The sequence below is a fragment of the Rheinheimera hassiensis genome (assembly GCF_022436675.1).
GTDB classification, from domain to species: Bacteria; Pseudomonadota; Gammaproteobacteria; order Enterobacterales; family Alteromonadaceae; genus Alishewanella; species Alishewanella hassiensis.
On record NZ_JAKUJZ010000002.1, the window covers coordinates 1 to 19,043 of the forward strand.

Consider the following 19,043-nt stretch of genomic DNA (forward strand, 5'->3'; position numbering starts at 1 on the left):
AGTTGCTAACAAATAATAAACAGAAAGGCCGGAGTAGAAACACTGTGCGTTCAACAGGTTTTTCTACAGGCTCGTTAGCTGTCAGGTATTCCATGAAAAGTACATTTGTAATTTTGGGCTATATCACTTGCGTCCTCTCGTTTGCGGGGTGCGCCAAGACAGATCCGATTGAAATTGCATCACAAAACGATATTGAAGCAGTAAAAGCTTATGTAGACGAAGGATTTGATATAAACATTATCAACTCCAATGGCACGACGATGCTATTAGCAGCAACCATAGAAGGACACTCAGATTTAGTTGAGTATTTGCTTAAAAGTGGTGCAGACCCAAATTTGAGCAATCTTCAAGGCACGAGCCCACTTTTTGGCGCTTCTCTTTCAGGGTTTAATGAAATTGTTACCCGCTTGCTTGCAAATGGTGCCAATCCTAATATTCGGTTGGACGGTATTTACGTAACACCATTGATGATTGCGATTGCAAATAATAGAACAGAAGTGGTTGCTACTTTGCTTCAATATGGAGTTGACCTCACTATAGAAAACTCCGAAGGAAAAACTGCTGCTGAGCTAGTCGAAAACGAGGAAATCCGTGAGCTTTTTAATAAGTTTGCAAGCGGCAGCTAACAAGGCAAGTCAGCATCGCACCTGCGGTGCTGGACTCGCTAACGCTCGCCGCTGCTTGCGGCGTTATGTTTTTCAAAAGATAAATTTTAACACTCATCAGCAAATCTTTTTTCTCAACAATCTGCTCGTCATTACTCGTTAATGTTTAAAATCAAGTTTCACTCTCGGCTCGCACAATTTGTTGCCAGTCATAAAATATAGGGTACGTTTCTAGTGTATTGGTTGCGTGCTCGTGTTGGTTTTTCATTTTAAAAGCGGCTTGTTCGGTGTTGCACTTCGGGGTAGTATTTCAGCCAATTTAATAAATAAACATAACAAAGCAATGTTGCTGGACTCGCTAACGCTCGCCGCTGCTTGCGGCGTTAGGCCCTATGGAGAGTTACTTGTCAGTTATCGAGTGGAAAGAGCCTTGGCGTGCAATTCAGTTCTCTGCTGAGATTCCAGGGGTACAAAAGCAGTTCGAGCAGGAAATTACAAGAAAGCATCCCTTATACGGGAGGGGTGGGAAAGTGATTGGCCGTCGCATTGATTGCGACGACGTAGTTGTCGTTCTTGATGACGGAACTTACGTAAACGTCCACCTAGTATGGGGCTCTGGCCCTGGCGCCTACCCAGATAAATGGCCATCGTGGTTTGAGTATGGAGCTCGTGAAGGCTTCATAAAAAGTATGGCTGAAGATGCTTTGGAATACGGTGATGAAGCCTAACAAACGGCTGTTGTCGCCCCTGCGGGGCTGGGACGGCCTTTCCGCCGCTGCGCGGCTACAAGTCCGCCCCAAAGCCGGGCGTTATACGTATTTATACCTATGCCAAATCTGATTAAAACATTAATATTTTTTGTGCTTACAACAGTTTGCTTCAACACCTATTCTGTTGAAATAATTGGTGATGTTAGCGAGTCGGCCAAGCGAGAGGTATTCAGTGCATTTAAAGGGGGGCTTCCGGTAACTCATTTGGGCCATGTTATAAAGGTATACCCTGAACAAACCGGAGCGACAGTTTACAAAATAGAAGGAAAAGAAGGCATTTTCACTATTTACCATTCGCGCCATGAATATGGATATAAGTATTTCAATGCGAAATATAGCTGTCCTGAAGGCGAGTGTTTTTTGGTCTTTTATAATGACAGTCAAGTGTTGTATTAACTTCAATACGTATAACAAGTTGCTTAATTTTGTTCCGGCCACAAAAAGCGCGGCCTCCACTGGACTGCGGCAGCCAATTAGCAAAGCGTTATGTAGCCTTATGAAATCATTGATATTTGCTAGCTCAGTTTTGTTTTCACTCATTTGTTTAGCAAGTGAAGTGGAATTTTCGATAAGCAGCAATGAGCAAGGTAGCGTTCATTTAGTTACCGTATATGGTTCTTCGCAATCAGGCGCAGAACTTTTAAATACGTGGCATGATAAAGCCGAAAGTCTATGCCCTGGCGGTATTAGTAAAATAGAACCAAATAGCCGACCGATAGTCAGGGATAAAGCCTGTAGCGATGCCATTGAAGTCAAAGATGGTAAACAGCAATGTGAAGAGATTCGGGCAAATGTATTTGGCAAGGTTATCTGTAATGCTACATAACAAGGCGCTGTTGTCGCCACTGTCGTGGCTGGGACGGCTTACGCTGCGCTCCAGCCGCCCCAAAGCTTTGCGTTAGGCACTGTCGTTTAGTGCGGCAAGTCAATCAATAGTTAACTTTCGTAATTTCAAGGTGATCAATGACATCGTCACTAAATTTTGAGGTCTATCGTTCAGACCACGTAGGCATTTCAGTGCCGTCTCTCGACGACGCCATACTGTTTTGGACCGAAGCCCTGGGCGCTGAACTTATCCGCACCGGTGAAATGGCTGGCGACTTCCTGACGCAGGTGACCGGCGCCAAGAATTCAACCGTAAAAATGGCAATAGTTGAGCTCGCTGGCCAACAAATCGAATTGCTAGAGTACGACGATGTTACAAAGCGCACGGAGGCTCCCTCCAGGCCTTACAGTGCCGGGATACTTCACTTGGCCATTCAAGTAAGCAACATTGAGGCAGTGATCGAAAAGGTCGGTTATTATGGCTGGAAAGCTCAAGGTCGACCCCAGAAGATCGAAGAAGGCTCGCGTGCTGGTACTCGTGTGATGTATATCGTAGGTCCGTCAGGAACAGCACTTGAACTCATGCAACCGCCGTCCTTGGATAAATGATTCTATTTTCGGGCATGTTTCACAACTTCATGACGACTCAAACAGTTTACTGAGGTTGCCTTGGGTGCCCGACAAATCGCTGCAGTTGACTGCCCAAAGCGCTCCGCGCTTCGGCTTCCCTCCGCTGCCTTCGGCTGCTCCGGCGGCAACTGAGCCAAGGCGTTAGGCCGCAAGGGAAAAGTTCATGACGCTTGAGAGGAAGCAAAACGGGCCACTGAGCTGCTAAGTGGAAAAATGGTCGAGACTGTCTGGCCCCACCAACCAGGCGAGGTAGGGATCCGATTCAAGGATGGCAGCCGGCCTCTTCGTAGACATCAACGGCAATGCCCTCGAGCTTTCGATTACCAGCTCCACCGATGAATAAAGAATCGCAGCTAGTGGGATTTCCTTGCTCGCGGCCTAACAAATATGAGCGCTCCCAGAGTAATAGATAAACCGCTGTTCTGGCCGCGCTAGCGGCCAGTCAGTTATCCATCAGCAAGATAGACTGCTTTATCTGTCATCATGGTTAGCTGACGATTTATCAGCGGGTTAACTTGTATTTTCCAATCGGAGTAGCAACTTCTAAACTATGAGCTGCTTCACTGAGTATCTGCCAGGTAATTTGCTCATCATCCGCAGTTAACGTAAGCACCTTGTCTTGCCTGGTATAGGGGTACTGTCGGTTGCCAAAGCCCTTAATAACCTCTGTTATGGTATCCGCATTGATATCAACAAAGTTGCCGGCTTCCAGTTGATTGACACTGCCATCATCATAAACCACTTCTGTCATCACCCAGCGGCCGAAAATATCATCACTCTCGCTGGCATTGCTGCAAGAGGACGTGACGAAAGCGAATAGGGTTAGTGCAACTATATTCTTTATTTGTGCCATAGATTTATACATAACCTGCCGTAGTAAGGACGCTTTGCTGCCACTTTAGTGTTAGCAAAAATTATTGAAATCATATATATAAATTATCTATTTATAAACAAATAATTATCAATTTGGTTTGTCACTGGTGATTGGGTTGTAAACATACAGCGGCACGCTAACTTGAATTTTATACTCCTTTGGCGTATGGTGCGCTTATGCTGACAATTATTGAATCACCGCTATTTACCAAGTTGTGGCCTGATTATTGGACTGAAGAAGAACGAGCCGAATTTGCCGCTTTTTTAGCTGCCACCCCTGAAGCGGGTGACGTGGTGCCGGGCTCCGGCGGTTGCAGGAAGATCCGCTGGTCGCGCTCAGGAGCCGGAAAACGCGCCGGAGTCAGAGTGATTTACACGACTCAACTTAAAAGCGGGGCTTTGGTGTTGTTAGTTATTTACGCCAAGAGTGCGCTGGAGAATATCCCTGCTCACTTGCTGAAACAAATAGCACAGGAGATGGGTAATGCCGATTGATGAAAAAGAGCTGCTGAAAAGAGATGCTGGCCGCAACATTGGCGAAGAACTGCTACTGGCGATCCGTGATGTTAAGGCTGGCAGAGTCGGCCAAAGCTATGCTGTTGAGCCCAACGAGATTATTGCTACGCGGTTAAAGTGTGGCTTGTCACAAACGCAATTTGCTAAGGCATTGCATATTTCACCACGCACATTACAGCAGTGGGAGCAGGGCCGGCGTCAGCCATCAGGCGCAGCTGAAACTTTGCTGAAAATTGTGTCGAAATACCCGCAAATACTAGAAGAAGTAATGGCTTAAAATGTGGCCGGGCAAACAAGCTTGCTGATGCTCAGCTAAACAGCATAACTATTTATTAAGTGGCGCATTTCTTCTGTTATCCACTCAGTGATTTCACTGCTCGGGCTGTCGAGGCGTTTTACTATGCCTATTTCAATTAATATATCGCTTAAAAAGCCCGTTTTACGGCTGTTATTTTCTTGTAGAGCTAGAGTGGGTAACGGCAGAAGTGAGGGACCGATCATTACCTATATCCAAGGCGCAGCAAAAACGCTGAGATCGGTATTGTCGTCTCCGTTGAGGCAATTTAAACTCTTCACCTTAAGTTGCTATGGAGCTATACATGTTAGCGATTCGAACTACAAATGCAGTACCTGGTTTATCGGTGCACAGGGATATAGTTTTGTCGTTTTTTGGCTGGGCAGTATTTCTGACGGCCGCGACTTTGTATTGTATTTTGTATAATCAGTTTGTCGCTGTATCAACAGATACCTTCGTTCATTCCTTTATCTGGGGATTCAGAGAATACGCGCCATGGCTAGTTATTACTCCGGTATTGATGATGCAGTTGCGGCGAATACATCAATGCAACAACTCAAACTTTGTTCTTCGCTACGCTGGGCTTGTTATTTTAATGCTTAGCGCAGCCTTGATTACGCGCGTTGGTGTGGAGATGTACTTTAATTCTGAGTTTGGCTTTGTTGCCGGAGTTGTGGATTTTTTTCCAATCCAACTTAGCGTGTTAGCATTTTTGGTGATCATCTGGGAATGGTGTTTAGCTCCTGTCAAAGTTGAGAATAGCCAGCAGCTTCCAGCGCCATCAGTAGATGAGCAAGGTGCGCTAGAATTTTCAGCAGCTGTCGACAGGCCCAAAAGCCACAATGTGTTGGTGATCAAAGGCAATGGAGAGCGCTTGATCCGATGGGATTCTGTCGAAGTGATTTGTGCTGCAGGGAACTACATCGAACTTTATTGTGCAGATGAGAAATACCTTTTGCGAGCATCGATGAAGCAGCTCGAACAGGATTTGCCAACGGGATGCTTTGTGCGTATTCACCGCTCTTACATAGTAAATATTGCAGCAATAGATCGCATCATTACACAAGCAGCTGGCAATGGTGTTGTCGTTTTACGCAATGCGCAGCAACTGCCCTTAAGCAAAAGCTACAAACAAGCTCTGAAAGCTTATAAGTTTGCCACGTCGCAATCTGCATAATTCCATTAATCCCTTAAATCGGATACTCACACCATAAAGACTGTTTTTGTGGTCCATTCAGGCTGAAATGAGCTCTACGTCTTACATTGATAACGCAGAGGTATTGCTTATGGACACACAAAGTCATCTTGGTTTAACCAGTCGTAGCCTGCACTGGAGCATTGCTATTGGTTTTATTGCACTTAGCCTGATTGGTATTTATATGGCGAATACGGAAACGTTTTCGCTTTATCCGATACATAAATCGACAGGTATCATTCTTTTTGTCGTCATCCTGTTAAGGGTGTGCTGGAGATTAAAACAGGGCTGGCCAGCACCTGTAGGGCAGTACCAGAAAATTGAACAGTTGTTGGCGAAACTAACTCACTGGATTTTGCTGCTGGGCACCCTGGCTATGCCAATTACCGGCATGCTTTATTCAGGAATGAGCGGGCATGGTTTCGGTATCTTTGGCTTGACGCTTGTTAAAAGCAACGACGACCCTGAGCAGCCGGGAGAAGTGATCCCTTATAATGAATTGCTGTCGGCAATAGGTGAGCAAAGCCATGAAATTATAGGATACGCCTTAGTTGTTGCTATTGTTTTGCATATTGTGGGCGCATGCAAACATCACTTGCTTGATAAAGACCGCACATTACTGCGTATGCTGGGTAAGTAACTCTTTTACCACTAACTCTCACTCGTATGATACCGGGGCTGACGGTACTGGCACTATGCATAGTTAAACCGCCCGGTTGTTGATTAAATGGCGCATTTTTTCTGTTATCCATTCTGTGATTTCACTGCTTGGGCTGTCGAGACGTTTTACTATGCCTATTTCAACTAATATATCGCTTAAAAAGTCGGTTTTTACCGCTGTTATTTGATCAACAAACCACTGTGCCCCGGCGATATGCTCCGGCACTATTGCCCAGCCCTGATTTTGGGTTACCAGCTCACAAATTAAATAGTAACTGTCTAAATCCCAGTGGTTTGGGCTTAAGGCATTTTCGCGGTTCTCGCCGGAACGGTTACACAGCACAAACTGCCGGTACTGCTGCAGTTGCGCCAGACTTAATACACCGGCATTGGCCAGCGGGTGCTTGTTACCGACAATCAGTATTTTTTTAAAATGCCCTAAAGACTGCAAGGTTAACTCTGCCGGCAGAGCGCTGTTGCTGAGCATAAAACCAATGTCGGCTTTTTGCCTGGCAATGGCCATGGCAATGTCGTCTTGTGAGCCATTGGTAATAACCAAATGGGTATTTGGAAATAAATCGCCGACGTGAGAAAAAATAGAGTGAATGGTCTCCAGCGGTAAGGCTTCATCTATCGCAATACGCAGCGAAATGGGCTCTTTGCTGGCCGCCGCCAACGCTCTTGAATTCAGGCGCAGGCATTGGTTAAGCACTGCCCGTGCTTCGGGCAGCATTTCTTTACCCAGCGCGGTTAGGGCCGGGAATTTCGAACTGCGGTCAAATAACTCAAAACCTAAATCAAGTTCTAAATTAGCAATGGCACTGCTGATTCGTGATTGCGCTTTATGCAACTGTCTGGCCGCTGCGGAAAAAGAACCCAGCTCGGCAGCGGTAACAAAGGCCAGTAATTGATCTAAGGTCCAGTTCATTGCTATCTCCTTAAGCTGCGCGGTTAACAGCCGTTGCCTGGCTTAAACCTATCCGTAAATCAGATGGTAGCTAACTTTAATGTATCTTATTTTTATATATCATGCCGGTGTTTTCACACTATGGGTATCAGATCATGCAAGTCGTAACACCCGTTCAGCCGCAGCATTCTGTCGCTGGCGCATTTTGGCGTTTTGCCATTCCGTCTATCGTGGCCATGTTAGTCAGCGGTTTGTATCAAATTATTGATGGCTTTTTTGTCGGCCACTTTGTTGGTGCCAGCGGGCTGGCAGGCATCAATATGGCAATACCACTGCTGGGTTTAATTATGGGCTTTGGTTTGCTGGTGGGTATGGGGGGCGGCAGTGTATTGTCTAAATACCGTGGCGAAAACAACCTGGCAGGCACCCAGGCAACACTGGTTACCGCGCTTGTGTTGGTGGTGTTAATTGGTTTATTCGCCACCCTGGTGTTTATTACCTTTGGTAAAAGCCTGCTAACGCTACAAGGCGCAACCGGCATAACGATGGACATGAGCTGGAGCTATGTGCAGATCATGTCGTTTGGGGCGCTTATTTCCATTGGTGCCAGTGCCATGCCGATGCTGGTACGCAATGACGACAGCCCGAACCTGGCAACGGTATTTATTATCGTCGGTGCCTTAACGAATATTGCGCTGGACTACCTGTTTTTGGCCCATCTGGATATGGGATTACAAGGCGCCGCTATCGCTACCTTAATTGCGCAGCTGGCCACCTGTGTGCTGTGCCTGCGGTATTTTATGTCGTCAAAAGCCAAAACCAAACTGGCGATAAAGCAATGTGATAAAGCCATTGCCAGCCGTATTGTGCAGTTAGGTTCGTCAAATCTGGTGATGTTTATCTATTTCAGCTTTGTTATGGCGTTTCATAACAAGCAATTTATGGCCTATGGTGATACCACGCAATTGGCGGCCTTTGCAATTGTCGGTTATTTAGCCAGCTGTTACTACTTCTTTGCCGAGGGCTTGGTAAGCGGCTTGCAGCCGCCGGTAAGCTACTACTTAGGCGCCAAACAATACAAACGCATTACGCAAACGGTAAAACTGGCGTTTTCTGTCACTGTAGGCTCGGGTATTGCTATGGTGATACTGCTTAATCTTTTTCCGCAGCTGTTTATCGGCATTTTTACCAGCGGCAACGAGGCATTGCTTGAGGCAAGTAAAAACGGTATCCGGCTGCATTTGATGGCACTGTTTTTAGATGGCTTCCTGTTTATGGCTGCTATTTACTTTGTTGCCGTTGGTAAGAGCGGCCAGGCGCTGTTTGTATCTCTGGGCAATATACTCATTCAGCTGCCATTTTTGTTTATTTTGCCGAAGTTCCTTGGCATTGATGGTGTTTGGCTGGCCGTGCCGTTATCCAACATCGCCTTTGTATTGATTGTACTGCCGATGCTATTGGTTAACCTCAAAGGCCTGATGCAACTGCATAAAAAGCAGAGCAATACAAATAGGCTTGTGGCTCATTGCTAATAAAATACTGCTGGTGCTGCAGCGCTACCAAATAAAACTGACAGCAGAATTGATGAGAACTAGACTAATATAATCACTCAGCGTAAAGTGTCGGCGAAAATTACGGTTAACAGACGGCCGGAGCTCCCCCTGGCTTATTTTTCGGAATAACCGCAATACGCAGTTGTTATATTAAATAGCTCAGTGAGTAACGCTATGATCAATCAGCTACAGCAAAAATATCAACTGTCGTTATTGTTGCTACTGAGTTGTGTAGCGGTGCTGGGCGTTTTTCCGTTTGTAGTTATTCGTTATTTTGAAGGCAACATCACTGCTGCGATCATTGATATGACTTTAGTAGTAGGGATGATCGCTTTAGTTGCTTATGCACATTACTCCAAAAAAATCCGTCTTATTAGCGCTATATTAGCGCTATTTATTAATATTGGTGTTGTAGCAATTGTTGTAGCAAACGGTATAAACAGCTTCCTGTGGGTTTACCCTGTATTTGCAAGCACCTTTATTCTGGTAAAACCGATGGAGGCCTTTGGCATAAATATGGTCGCTGGAGCTTCTCTGATAGCGCTATCTGATATTTTTGATACCGTTTCAATGGGCTCCTTCATTGTAACGATATTGATGTTATCAATAAGCGCCTTTGTTTATGCCAGCCATGGTGTAAAACAGTTTCGTTTGCTCAAAGCGCTAAATACTGTTGATGCATTAACCGGTGCATTTAATCGCCGGGCTATGAGTTCAGATATACAAGCCGCTTTATATAATGCCGAGCGTAGCGGTATTAAGCAGTTATTAGCCATTGTAGATTTAGATCACTTTAAGGCCGTTAATGATAAATACGGCCATGCTGTTGGCGATCAGGTGCTAAAAGACTTTGTTAGCATTACCACATCACATATTCGAAAATACGATCGGCTTTACCGGTTTGGTGGGGAAGAGTTTGTGTTGTTAATGCTTCAAAGCGGTGAGCAACAACATGCGTTTGTTGATAATCTCAGAGCGGCTATTAGAACAGACCTGAAAACACCAGATGGTGAAGCGATAACGGTGTCATTTGGTGTTGCTGCCTGGGTGCCGGGTACTACAGAGGCTAGTTGGCTAAAACGTGCAGACGACGCGCTTTATTTGGCAAAAGAAAGTGGTCGTGACCTCGCCGTATTCAGCAATCACTAGCCGGCAACCACTAGCCAGTAACCATAAAGGGCACCTTGCGCAACGCACAAAGCAAACCCTTAAACCAAAACCTTTCACCTGCAATATAGAGATGTCTGAAACCGCACTGGGTTTTCTGCGCCTCAGTTAACAGCTAACTCTGCTAATATCTGCTTAATTTTCGTCATATGCTGAATTTCAATCACTTTGGCTGACGGGCTGGTTTCATTATGCAGGTTATAGAAAATGGTGGTCATACCGGCGGCGACACCGGCGTTTACGCCCGGCAGGCTGTCTTCAATAACCACACATTGCTCTGGTTTTACGCCTAACCGCGCTGCCGCGTGCAGGTACAGGCGTGGGTCGGGTTTAAAAATATCAATATCATAAGCACTGTAAATATGGCCGTTAAAAAATGGCAGCAACTGGCAGCGGCTAAGCGCCTGCTGCAGCTTACTTTGCGGGCCATTGCTTACCACCGCGCATGGCCAGCCCTGTTGTTGCACCCAGGCCAGCAGTTCCGGCACACCTGCTACCGGCTGCAATTGTTGCTCAAACAATTCGGCTACTTTAGCGCGGTACCAGGCTTCGGCGTCGTTATCCAGCGTTATATTGTGCACAGCAGCTAACTGGTCAAAAATACGTTGCAGTTCACCGCCGCGGTAGTCACGCATTAAATCTGCGACATTCAACTGTACATCATAGCGGGCAAATAGCAGTGCCAGTGCCTGGTTACACAACCACTCGCTGTCTACTAAGGTGCCGTCGCTGTCAAACAGCAGGCAAAGCTTTGTCATTGGTATCCTTTAATGCTTAAGGTTCTTGTTCGGTTTGTCCGACATCATCAGCTCAAGTTGGCCACCGGCGACAATTTCACTATGGTACAAAAAGCTGCGTGCTAGTGGTTTACCGTTTAGTTTTATACTTTGGATATAAGGCCGGTCGGCGCCATTTTGCAGGGCTTTAATGACAAATTTCTGGCCGGGGTAGTGGTTTTGGTCCAGTGTAATGCTGATTTCATCAAATAATGGGCTGCCAATATAGTAGATAGGATCGGCTTCAGTGCCGCCGGTTAGCTGAAACAAGCCAATTTTTAGTAGCACCGCCAGGCTGCCCATTAAGCCCTGATCTTCATCGCCGTTGTAACCACGCTCTGGCGATAAATCACTGTAAACCGCATCTACCACCCGGCGTGACCAATATTGTGTTAGCCAGGGCGCACCGGCAGCGCTAAAGATAAACGCTGTTTGCATACTGGGCTGGTTGCCGTAGTTAATCGGAATACGGCGGTACTCCGGGTGGGTTTCATGCGCATGGGCAGTGCCTGCGGTAAAGCCTTGCTGTTCGGCAATTTCAAAGGCAGTGTTTAATTTGCTAATCAGCTTATCTTTACCGCCCATTAGTTTGGCCAATCCGGCAATATCATGCGGTACAAACCAGGTACCCTGGGCGGCATTGGCTTCCACAAAGCCATTTTCATATTCAAAAGGGTCAAACGGTTGCTGCCAGCTGCCGTCAGTATTGCGTGGCCGCATATAGCCGCTTTGTTGATCAAACTGGTTACGGTAATTCTGAGCCCGAAGGCTGAACACTTTATAATCTGCAGTCTTACCCAGCGCTTTGGCCAGTTGCGCCAGTGCATGATCCTGAAAGCTGTATTCCAGAGTTTGGCCCGGGCCACGACGATGGCTGCCATAATTGCTTTCATCGGCTGGCAGCGGATAGGGGATATAACCCTGTTTAAGATAATAACGCATACCGCCACCCGTGCTGCTGTAATGTTCATAACCGGCGCGGGCCATTACGCCTTCTAAACTGTGGTTTTTCTTTATTGCCTGATAAGCCAGCTCTACGTCAAAATCGCGCAGACCTTTTTGATAATTAGATACCAGAAACGGTGTAGTAGGCGAGCCTGTCATCACTAACGTATCCTGCCCGCCGGAGGGGCCGCGGGGAATAAAGCCGCTGTCGTTATAATACTGCAGCAGGCTATTGCCCATATCGGAGGCAATTTGCGGGTAAGCCAGTGGCCACAGCGTGGCAATAGTCCATTGTGCACCCCAGAACGAATCGGAATTATGCTGGTTAAATTTAGGCTGGCCCTGCTCGTTTAGCGGTAACTGACCAAGGCGGGTCTGCTGGCCTGAATTATCCGGATACTGGCCGTTAACGTCAGAAATAGCGCGACGGCCTTGTAAGGCATGCCACAAATCGGTGTAAAAACGCCGTTGCTGCTGCAAACTGCCGCCTTTAATCTGAATATTGCTAAGCAGGCTATTCCATTGCTGCCTGGCTTCTTGCTGCACGCGGGTAAAATCCCAGTGCGGCAGTTCTGTCGCCATATTCAGCTTAGCGTTTTCTGCTGATACGTACGAAATAGCCACTTTCATCAGCGTCGGTGCGCTTTGGCCTGTTAGCTGCACTACAACACCGGCGTTATCACCGTTCACGCCTTGTACATTGTTAAATACCATATTGCCACGCCAGGCATCCAGTTTGGCAATAGGTTGATTAAACTGAGCATAGAAATACACTCTGACCGGTTTGGTACGCCGCTCGGTACCCTGATTAGTAATAAAACCGGCTAAGCTGTTTTCGTCCTGCAGCCAGGCTTCCGCGTGGCCCAGTTGCGAAGGGCCCATCAGGCCGCCTAATTGAAACAGCACTTGTTGCGGCTGATCGTTGGCATAACGGTACTGATGAAAGCCCACCCGCGAAGTGGCGGTTAAGGCGACATCTAACTGATAACGCTGCAGATGTAACTGGTGAAAGCCGGGTTGCACCACTTCGCCCTGATGCGAAAATGCTGAGGCGTAGTCCTGTTTTAGCGTGGCAAGCGGTGCCGTGCTGGACAGCGGCATTACCGATAAACCAGCCAGCTGCCATTCATGAATATGGTTAAAACCCTGCACGGTGTCTGAGTTATAGCGGTAGCCGCTGCCCCATTCACCCACTTGCTCGGTGTCGGGGAACAGGCTGACCATACCAAAAGGCCGGGCCGCTGAGCTAAAGTAAAACCAGCGGCTGTTAGCGGTGTCCAGATAGGGATATACCAGCTCTACCGGCTGCAGCTCTGGCTCTGCCGCACTTGCGGCCAGACAACTGAGCAACCCGGTAGCAAACAGCACCAAGCCCAGTAGCAGGCTTTGCAATTTGCCAGCAGCAAAGCGGTGACGGTCTGAGTTAAAACTAAACAGCTTACAGCTAAACAACATGGGAAATCCGGATTTGTTGTAATACAGAGTGCTATCTATAACAAATTGGCCTGTCCAGTTGCAAGTGTGGTTTGTCCGCTTTAGTCTGAAATCAGCAGTAAATAAGCCTGAGTTACTTCGCTGATATGCGCTTGCATAGCAGATCTGGCGCCGTCTGCGTCGCGCCGGCTGATGCACTGATAAATTTTTTCATGCGCCAGAATATTGGGCCCGGCTACCTGTTGCTGAATTTTTCGTGCAAATAACCGGCTTAGTTCTGAGCTTTCACGCAGTTGCCACAGCCATTCAATCATCGATTGCAGCGCGCTGTTGCGGGTGGCACTGGCAATTAACTGATGAAATTTGCCGTCATAAGCTTCGGCCTCACTGCTTTTTTGTGCCTGTACCAGCAGTGTCATCTGTTGCAGGTAAGCCTTGAGTTTTTGCAGCTCTTCATTGCTGATGCGTTCAGCTGCCAGCGCAGCGGCATCGCCTTCCAGTAGTAAGCGCGCCTCCATAATTTCCAGTGGGCCGGGGGCGTCGTCAGCCACTATTGAGCTTTTCAGACCGTGGCGTTTTTCTGCCGCTTTTTGCACATAAATACCTGACCCTGGACGTATTTCTACCAGACCGGATACCTCCAGCGCGATCAGAGCTTCGCGCACTGTCTGGCGGCTTACGTCATAACTTTGTGCCAGATCGCGCTCGGCTGGCAAGCGGGTGCCCGGCTGAAGTTCGCCGGCGCTGATCCGCCCGGCCAGCTTTTCGGCAATTTGCAGGTAAAGCCTTGAGCCTACGGGTGTTGAACGCTGTGGGCTGGTATTGGGTGTTAGCTGTACAGTTTTTGTCATCGTACTCTTTCAACAAAATTGGCTTTCAAAAAAATGGGCTTTAAAAAAAATTTGGCCAGACCAATTATTTTTTATTGTAAATTGGACAGTCCAGATGCTAATGTCTATAAATCGGCCAGACCAATTTAGTCGGTTGGTCAGCACTATTCAAGTTTTTAGTTGAGGAACAATATGAAAATCATTGATGCCAAAGTCATTGTAACCTGTCCGGGCAGAAATTTTGTTACGCTGAAGATCACCACTGATCAGGGCTTGTATGGTATCGGTGATGCTACCCTTAACGGCCGCGAGCTGGCCGTTGCCAGTTATTTGCAGGACCATCTGGTGCCGTGTCTGATTGGCCGCGATGCCAGCCAGATTGAGGATATCTGGCAGTTTTTTTACCGTGGTGCTTACTGGCGCCGTGGCCCGGTGGGCATGACCGCCATCGCGGCTATCGATGTGGCGCTGTGGGATATTAAAGCCAAAGCGGCAGGTATGCCGCTGTATCAGTTGCTTGGAGGTCGTAGCCGCGATGGCGTTATGGTGTATGGCCATGCCAATGGTCGCGATATTGCTGAAACGGTAGCAGAAGTAGGCAAATACATTGACCTGGGTTACAAGGCTATCCGCGCGCAAACCGGCATACCGGGTCTGGCCAGCACTTATGGTGTATCAAAAGACAAAATGTACTACGAACCGGCAGATAATGATTTGCCGTCAGAAAACCTGTGGTCTACCAGCAAATACCTGAACAGCGTACCCAAGCTGTTTGAAACACTACGCGATACCTATGGTTATGAGCATCATCTGCTGCACGACACCCACCACCGCTTAACGCCCATTGAAGCAGCGCAGCTGGGTAAATCGCTGGAGCCCTACAAACTGTTCTGGCTGGAAGATGCCGTTCCGGCAGAGCTGCAGGAAGGTTTCCGGTTATTCCGCCACCATACCACTACGCCCATAGCGGTGGGTGAGGTGTTTGCCTCTATTCATGATTGTCAGCAACTGATCAGCGAGCAGCTGATTGACTATATCCGTACCACCATAGTGCACGCCGGCGGTATTACCCATTTGCGCCGCATTGCGCACCTGGCCGAGTTATACCATGTGCGTACCGGCTTCCATGGTGCTACCGACTTAAGCCCGGTAACCATGGGCGCGGCGCTGCATTTTGATACCTGGGTGCCAAATTTTGGTATTCAGGAATATATGCGCCATACCGATGAAACCGACGAGGTGTTCCCGCACGATTACCATTTTGATAATGGCTATCTGAAGGTGGGCGATACCCCGGGCCATGGTGTCGATATCGACGAAGCCAAAGCGGCGAAATATCCCTACAAACGTGCCTATCTGCCGGTAAACCGGTTAGAAGATGGCACCATGTTTAACTGGTAACCGGCCATGAACAGCAGTAATAGCGCCACCCGCGCTGTAGTTTGTTTTGGCGAAGCGTTGATTGATTTTATCAGCCAGAGCCAAATACAGTCTGATGGCCTGAGTATTCCATTGTTTGCCCAGTACCCCGGTGGTGCACCGGCTAATGCTGCTGTGGCAGTGGCGAAGCTGGGCGGTAACGCCCGCTTTGCCGGTCAGGTAGGGCAGGATAGCTTTGGTTATTTTTTACAACAGGCGCTGCAGCACTATGGGGTGTGTACCGAGCATCTTGTGCTACACCCTACAGCGAAAACCGCACTGGCTTTTGTATCGCATGACAGCCATGGCGAGCGCAGTTTCAGCTTTTACCGCGATCAATCTGCTGACCTACTGTATAGCAGTGCGCAAATCCGGCCTGCGTTATTCAGTGCTGCCAGCCTGCTGCATTTTTGTAGCAACACCTTAGTAGAGCCGGGCATTGCCGGTGTAACAGCAGAGTTACTGCAACAAGCGCGTAATAACGGTTTGTGGCTTAGTTTTGACGTTAACCTGCGGCACAACCTCTGGCCTGCCGGGCTGGCGGATAAAGAGGTGGTGCGTGGCTTTGTTAACAAAGCGCAGTTACTGAAGTTTTCTCATGACGAATTGGCCTACCTGAGCGATAACCCAGAGCAGTATATTCAGCAATTACTGGCGGCAGAGGCGCATCTGGTGGTGATTACCCATGATGACAAACCCGTACGCTATTTTAGCCGCCATACCCACGGCAGCCTGGCGGTGCCGCGGGTACTGGCGGTAGATACCACCGCTGGCGGTGATGCCTTCATTGGTGGCTTGTTATATCAGTTAAGTTTACAGCCGGAGTTGGCGGCTTTTTGCCGTGAAACTGCCGCTATAGAGGCTGCCTTAGCCTTTGCTGCGCGCTGCGGTGCCCATGCCGTGACCCGTACGGGGGCGTTTCCTGCTTTACCGGTGCTGACCGATGTTGCCGGTGCAGCCTCTGTTGAAGGAACTCAGCTATGAGCCTTATTTCTGTTGTGCCACTGCAACAAAGTTATAACCGGGATTTTTTACTGACGCATTGTCGCGATATTCTGGCGTTTTACACTCCCCGGTTAATAGATAGCAGCGGCGGCTTTTTCCATAATTATCTGGATGATGGCAGCCTGTTTAACCCCGGCTTTCGCCAGTTGGTCAGCAGCACGCGGCTGATTGTTAACTATGCCCGTGCATCGGTAGAGCTTAATCAGCCGGAGTATAAAGACGTGGTACTGCATGGCCTGCAGTATTTAGAGCAGGTGCATTACCAAAACGATAGCCAGTGCTACGCCTGGACGTTGCAGGATCATCAGCCGCTGGATATGACGCAGCAAGCCTATGGTTATGCTTTTGTGTTGCTGGCATACAGTGCAGTGCAGCAGGCAGGTATTGCACAGCGGCGCGCCAAAATTGCCGAAACCTATGACTTACTGGAACAGCGCTTCTGGCAGGCAGAATATGGCCTGTACGCCGATGAAATAAGCAGCGCTGGTGTGCTTAGCCCTTATCGTGGCCAAAACGCCAATATGCATCTGTGTGAGGCAATGCTGGCGGCTTATCAGGCCACTAATGAGCCGCGCTATTTAGCCCGGGCCAAATTGCTGGCTAACAATATTACCGTGCGCCAGGCCGCGCTTACCGGCGGCCAGGTGTGGGAGCATTACACTGAAAACTTCCTGCCCGATTGGGATTGCAACAAAGACGATCCGAAAAACCTGTACCGGCCCTGGGGCTTTCAGCCCGGCCATCAAACCGAGTGGGCCAAGTTGTTACTGCAGTTAAACCGGCTGGACACCGATCCTGCTCTTGTGACCAAAGCCCGTAGCCTGTTTGATATCGCTTTTAAAACCGCCTGGGATAGCGAATTCGGCGGCCTGGTCTATGGCTACGATGCGCAGGGTAACTGGTGTGACGACGACAAATACTTCTGGGTGCAAGCCGAAAGCTTCGCTGCCGCTGCCTTGCTGTACCAAACCACCGGCGCAGCGCAATACCTGAGCGCCTATCAGCAGCTTTGGCAGTACAGCTGGCAGCATATGGTTGACCATCGGTATGGCGCCTGGTACCGCTTGTTAAACCGGCAAAACCAGCGTTACAGCAATGAAAAAAGCAGTGCCGGTGCCAAGTGTGATTATCACACTCTATGTGCCTGTTTTGATGTATTGGCAGCGATGCCAGCAGGGAGTAACTAATGCAATTATCCGGTTCTGCCTCATTAAAAACCAATCAATCAGCGATGAATGTCCGGCTGGCATTTTGGGCGATGACATCGCTGTTTTTTATCTGGGGTTTTATTACTGCGCTAAATGATATTTTGCTGCCATACCTCAAAGGCGCCTTTGCGCTGAGCTATCTGCAGGCGGGTTTAGTGCAGTTTTGCTTTTTTGGTGCCTATTTTGTCGTATCGCCACTGGCCGGAATATTACTGGAGCGTATTGGTTTTCAGCGCGGCATGGTGGTAGGGCTGCTAACTATGGCCGCCGGGGCGGCATTGTTTTACCCGGCGGCGGCTCTGGGCTGGTATTGGTTTTTTCTGCTGGCGCTGTTTGTGCTGGCGGCGGGTATTACCGTGCTACAGGTGTCGGCCAACCCTTATGTGGCTGTGCTGGGCGATGAACGCCATGCTGCCAGCCGGCTTAATCTGGCGCAGGCGCTTAATTCGCTGGGCCATACCGCAGGGCCCTGGTTTGGCGCGGTGCTTATTTTATCGGCAGGTACAGTGGTTGGCGACGCCAGCTCGGTGCAGGGGCCTTACTTATTGCTGGCGGTAATACTTGTACTGGTGGCGTTATTGTTTATCTGGCTGCGTTTACCGGCACTGCAACAAAACGACACCAGCAGCAAAGCCGGTTTTGTCAGTCTTATGCGCACTTATCCGCAGCTACGTTTTGGTGTGGTGGCTATTTTTCTTTATGTTGGTGCTGAAGTGGCAGTAGGCAGCTATCTGGTCAGCTTGTTTATGCAGCTGGATATTGCGGGGATGGACAGAGTTGCCGCGGGCAAAATGGTGTCTTATTACTGGGGCGCGGCTATGGTGGGGCGTTTTATTGGCGCCGGCTTAATGCGCTTTATTGCGCCTGGTTACCTGTTGGCGGCTAACGCCGTATTGGCCGTACTGATGATTATACTGGCGGTGAATAGTAATGGCGAAATCGCGATGTGGGCCATTCTGTCAGTGGGGCTGTTCAATTCTATTATGTTTCCAACTATTTTTACGCTGGCAATTCGTGGCCTGGGTGTACATACCGGCCGCGCTTCCGGCTATTTGTGTCAGGGCATTGTGGGGGGCGCGTTAATGCCGTTGCTGCAGGCCGGTGTAGCCGATGTATGGTCGTTGCAATGGAGTTTTCTGGTACCGGCCTGTGCTTATGTGTATATCGGCTGGTACGCCCTGGCAGGCAGTAAAGTCAAGGCTGTGCCGGACGCTAAAGCATAGATAGACAACTGTGCTGAATACTTGATACCGGTGTCATTTATGTGGCTTGTCAGCTGGGAAAGCCAGCGTTACCGGGCAGTAAGATGGCAGTAACCGGGGAGTTACTGCGTTGTTCAGCAAGTTTGACAGATTTTTGCTTAGATATTTAAGTAAAAAACGATAACTAATTGACACCGGTGTCAATGGTTGTTTAAGGTGAAAACGCTC

Annotated in this window: 20 protein-coding genes; 15 read left to right on the plus strand and 5 right to left on the minus strand. The window is 48.5% G+C overall.

The genetic code is table 11. From position 1 onward, the window contains the following. The 5 genes from MJX74_RS02850 to MJX74_RS02870 form a co-directional block, all read left to right on the plus strand. A partial coding sequence (locus tag MJX74_RS02850; RefSeq protein WP_240220742.1) for an ankyrin repeat domain-containing protein occupies positions 1-626 on the plus strand: 626 nt, incomplete at its 5' end. Between the two features lie 383 nt (positions 627-1,009). Continuing rightward, on the plus strand, positions 1,010-1,333 hold the full coding sequence (locus MJX74_RS02855) for a hypothetical protein (protein WP_240220744.1): 324 nt from the start codon (positions 1,010-1,012) through the stop codon (positions 1,331-1,333). A 99-nt stretch (positions 1,334-1,432) separates the two neighbouring features. After that, the gene (locus MJX74_RS02860) at positions 1,433-1,771 is read left to right on the plus strand and encodes a hypothetical protein (protein ID WP_240220746.1); all 339 of its coding nucleotides are present in this window, start codon (positions 1,433-1,435) and stop codon (positions 1,769-1,771) included. Between the two features lie 100 nt (positions 1,772-1,871). Then, positions 1,872-2,201, plus strand: coding sequence for a hypothetical protein (locus tag MJX74_RS02865; RefSeq protein ID WP_240220748.1), 330 nt, complete (start codon positions 1,872-1,874; stop codon positions 2,199-2,201). A gap of 137 nt (positions 2,202-2,338) precedes the next feature. Beyond that, positions 2,339-2,809, plus strand: a complete 471-nt coding sequence (locus MJX74_RS02870; protein ID WP_240220750.1) for a VOC family protein — start codon at positions 2,339-2,341, stop codon at positions 2,807-2,809. A gap of 523 nt (positions 2,810-3,332) precedes the next feature. Here MJX74_RS02870 and MJX74_RS02875 read toward each other — a convergent pair. Beyond that, positions 3,333-3,683: a hypothetical protein gene (locus tag MJX74_RS02875; RefSeq protein WP_240220752.1), complete on the minus strand. Its 351-nt coding sequence runs from the start codon at positions 3,681-3,683 to the stop codon at positions 3,333-3,335. A 197-nt stretch (positions 3,684-3,880) separates the two neighbouring features. On the opposite strand from MJX74_RS02875, the gene MJX74_RS02880 reads away from it, so the two are divergent. The 4 genes from MJX74_RS02880 to MJX74_RS02895 all read left to right on the plus strand — a co-directional run bounded on the left by MJX74_RS02880 (position 3,881) and on the right by MJX74_RS02895 (position 6,349). Next, positions 3,881-4,198: a transcriptional regulator gene (locus MJX74_RS02880; protein WP_240220754.1), complete on the plus strand. Its 318-nt coding sequence runs from the start codon at positions 3,881-3,883 to the stop codon at positions 4,196-4,198. Then, positions 4,188-4,496, plus strand: a complete 309-nt coding sequence (locus MJX74_RS02885) for a helix-turn-helix domain-containing protein (protein ID WP_240220756.1) — start codon at positions 4,188-4,190, stop codon at positions 4,494-4,496. Before MJX74_RS02880 ends, MJX74_RS02885 begins: the two co-directional genes overlap by 11 nt. A gap of 322 nt (positions 4,497-4,818) precedes the next feature. After that, complete coding sequence (locus MJX74_RS02890) at positions 4,819-5,691, plus strand: LytR/AlgR family response regulator transcription factor (RefSeq protein ID WP_240220758.1); 873 nt, start codon at positions 4,819-4,821, stop codon at positions 5,689-5,691. A 109-nt stretch (positions 5,692-5,800) separates the two neighbouring features. Further along, complete coding sequence (locus MJX74_RS02895) at positions 5,801-6,349, plus strand: cytochrome b (RefSeq protein ID WP_240220760.1); 549 nt, start codon at positions 5,801-5,803, stop codon at positions 6,347-6,349. Between the two features lie 63 nt (positions 6,350-6,412). Here MJX74_RS02895 and MJX74_RS02900 read toward each other — a convergent pair whose 3' ends face one another. After that, the gene (locus tag MJX74_RS02900) at positions 6,413-7,297 is read right to left on the minus strand and encodes a LysR family transcriptional regulator (protein WP_240220762.1); all 885 of its coding nucleotides are present in this window, start codon (positions 7,295-7,297) and stop codon (positions 6,413-6,415) included. 134 nt (positions 7,298-7,431) lie between these two features. On the opposite strand from MJX74_RS02900, the gene MJX74_RS02905 reads away from it, so the two are divergent. Next, on the plus strand, positions 7,432-8,808 hold the full coding sequence (locus MJX74_RS02905; RefSeq protein ID WP_240220765.1) for an MATE family efflux transporter: 1,377 nt from the start codon (positions 7,432-7,434) through the stop codon (positions 8,806-8,808). 195 nt (positions 8,809-9,003) lie between these two features. Continuing rightward, complete coding sequence (locus MJX74_RS02910) at positions 9,004-9,978, plus strand: GGDEF domain-containing protein (RefSeq protein ID WP_240220767.1); 975 nt, start codon at positions 9,004-9,006, stop codon at positions 9,976-9,978. Between the two features lie 122 nt (positions 9,979-10,100). Here the strand turns inward: MJX74_RS02910 and MJX74_RS02915 are convergent, their stop codons facing one another. The 3 genes from MJX74_RS02915 to MJX74_RS02925 all read right to left on the minus strand — a co-directional run bounded on the left by MJX74_RS02915 (position 10,101) and on the right by MJX74_RS02925 (position 14,002). Next, positions 10,101-10,754 (minus strand): HAD-IA family hydrolase, encoded by a 654-nt coding sequence (locus MJX74_RS02915; protein ID WP_240220769.1) that lies wholly within the window; start codon positions 10,752-10,754, stop codon positions 10,101-10,103. A 9-nt stretch (positions 10,755-10,763) separates the two neighbouring features. Then, a complete protein-coding gene (locus MJX74_RS02920; RefSeq protein WP_240220771.1) occupies positions 10,764-13,172 on the minus strand; it encodes a GH92 family glycosyl hydrolase in 2,409 nt (802 codons plus the stop codon). An 80-nt stretch (positions 13,173-13,252) separates the two neighbouring features. After that, positions 13,253-14,002, minus strand: coding sequence for a FadR/GntR family transcriptional regulator (locus MJX74_RS02925; protein ID WP_240220773.1), 750 nt, complete (start codon positions 14,000-14,002; stop codon positions 13,253-13,255). A gap of 171 nt (positions 14,003-14,173) precedes the next feature. On the opposite strand from MJX74_RS02925, the gene manD reads away from it, so the two are divergent. The 4 genes from manD to MJX74_RS02945 are packed head-to-tail and all read left to right on the plus strand — an operon-like array spanning position 14,174 to position 18,836. Next, positions 14,174-15,382 (plus strand): D-mannonate dehydratase ManD, encoded by a 1,209-nt coding sequence (manD, locus tag MJX74_RS02930; protein ID WP_240220775.1) that lies wholly within the window; start codon positions 14,174-14,176, stop codon positions 15,380-15,382. 6 nt (positions 15,383-15,388) lie between these two features. Then, complete coding sequence (locus MJX74_RS02935; RefSeq protein WP_240220776.1) at positions 15,389-16,384, plus strand: carbohydrate kinase family protein; 996 nt, start codon at positions 15,389-15,391, stop codon at positions 16,382-16,384. After that, a complete protein-coding gene (locus MJX74_RS02940; RefSeq protein ID WP_240220777.1) occupies positions 16,381-17,592 on the plus strand; it encodes an AGE family epimerase/isomerase in 1,212 nt (403 codons plus the stop codon). The genes MJX74_RS02935 and MJX74_RS02940 overlap by 4 nt, the downstream gene beginning before the upstream one ends. Further along, a complete protein-coding gene (locus MJX74_RS02945) occupies positions 17,592-18,836 on the plus strand; it encodes a sugar MFS transporter (RefSeq protein ID WP_240220778.1) in 1,245 nt (414 codons plus the stop codon). Before MJX74_RS02940 ends, MJX74_RS02945 begins: the two co-directional genes overlap by 1 nt. The last annotated feature ends 207 nt before the right edge of the window (positions 18,837-19,043 follow it).

Excerpts from the sequence above, each read along its gene's own strand:
- MJX74_RS02915 (WP_240220769.1), bottom strand. The coding sequence starts at position 10,754 with ATGACAAAGCTTTGCCTGCTGTTTGACAGCGACGGCACCTTAGTAGAC.
- MJX74_RS02885 (WP_240220756.1), top strand. The coding sequence starts at position 4,188 with ATGCCGATTGATGAAAAAGAGCTGCTGAAAAGAGATGCTGGCCGCAAC.
- MJX74_RS02935 (WP_240220776.1), top strand. The coding sequence starts at position 15,389 with ATGAACAGCAGTAATAGCGCCACCCGCGCTGTAGTTTGTTTTGGCGAA.
- MJX74_RS02865 (WP_240220748.1), top strand. The coding sequence starts at position 1,872 with ATGAAATCATTGATATTTGCTAGCTCAGTTTTGTTTTCACTCATTTGT.
- MJX74_RS02910 (WP_240220767.1), top strand. The coding sequence starts at position 9,004 with ATGATCAATCAGCTACAGCAAAAATATCAACTGTCGTTATTGTTGCTA.
- MJX74_RS02945 (WP_240220778.1), top strand. The coding sequence starts at position 17,592 with ATGCAATTATCCGGTTCTGCCTCATTAAAAACCAATCAATCAGCGATG.
- MJX74_RS02905 (WP_240220765.1), top strand. The coding sequence starts at position 7,432 with ATGCAAGTCGTAACACCCGTTCAGCCGCAGCATTCTGTCGCTGGCGCA.
- MJX74_RS02900 (WP_240220762.1), bottom strand. The coding sequence starts at position 7,297 with ATGAACTGGACCTTAGATCAATTACTGGCCTTTGTTACCGCTGCCGAG.
- MJX74_RS02895 (WP_240220760.1), top strand. The coding sequence starts at position 5,801 with ATGGACACACAAAGTCATCTTGGTTTAACCAGTCGTAGCCTGCACTGG.
- MJX74_RS02860 (WP_240220746.1), top strand. The coding sequence starts at position 1,433 with ATGCCAAATCTGATTAAAACATTAATATTTTTTGTGCTTACAACAGTT.
- MJX74_RS02880 (WP_240220754.1), top strand. The coding sequence starts at position 3,881 with ATGCTGACAATTATTGAATCACCGCTATTTACCAAGTTGTGGCCTGAT.
- MJX74_RS02870 (WP_240220750.1), top strand. The coding sequence starts at position 2,339 with ATGACATCGTCACTAAATTTTGAGGTCTATCGTTCAGACCACGTAGGC.
- MJX74_RS02940 (WP_240220777.1), top strand. The coding sequence starts at position 16,381 with ATGAGCCTTATTTCTGTTGTGCCACTGCAACAAAGTTATAACCGGGAT.
- MJX74_RS02875 (WP_240220752.1), bottom strand. The coding sequence starts at position 3,683 with ATGGCACAAATAAAGAATATAGTTGCACTAACCCTATTCGCTTTCGTC.
- manD (WP_240220775.1), top strand. The coding sequence starts at position 14,174 with ATGAAAATCATTGATGCCAAAGTCATTGTAACCTGTCCGGGCAGAAAT.
- MJX74_RS02890 (WP_240220758.1), top strand. The coding sequence starts at position 4,819 with ATGTTAGCGATTCGAACTACAAATGCAGTACCTGGTTTATCGGTGCAC.
- MJX74_RS02920 (WP_240220771.1), bottom strand. The coding sequence starts at position 13,172 with ATGTTGTTTAGCTGTAAGCTGTTTAGTTTTAACTCAGACCGTCACCGC.
- MJX74_RS02925 (WP_240220773.1), bottom strand. The coding sequence starts at position 14,002 with ATGACAAAAACTGTACAGCTAACACCCAATACCAGCCCACAGCGTTCA.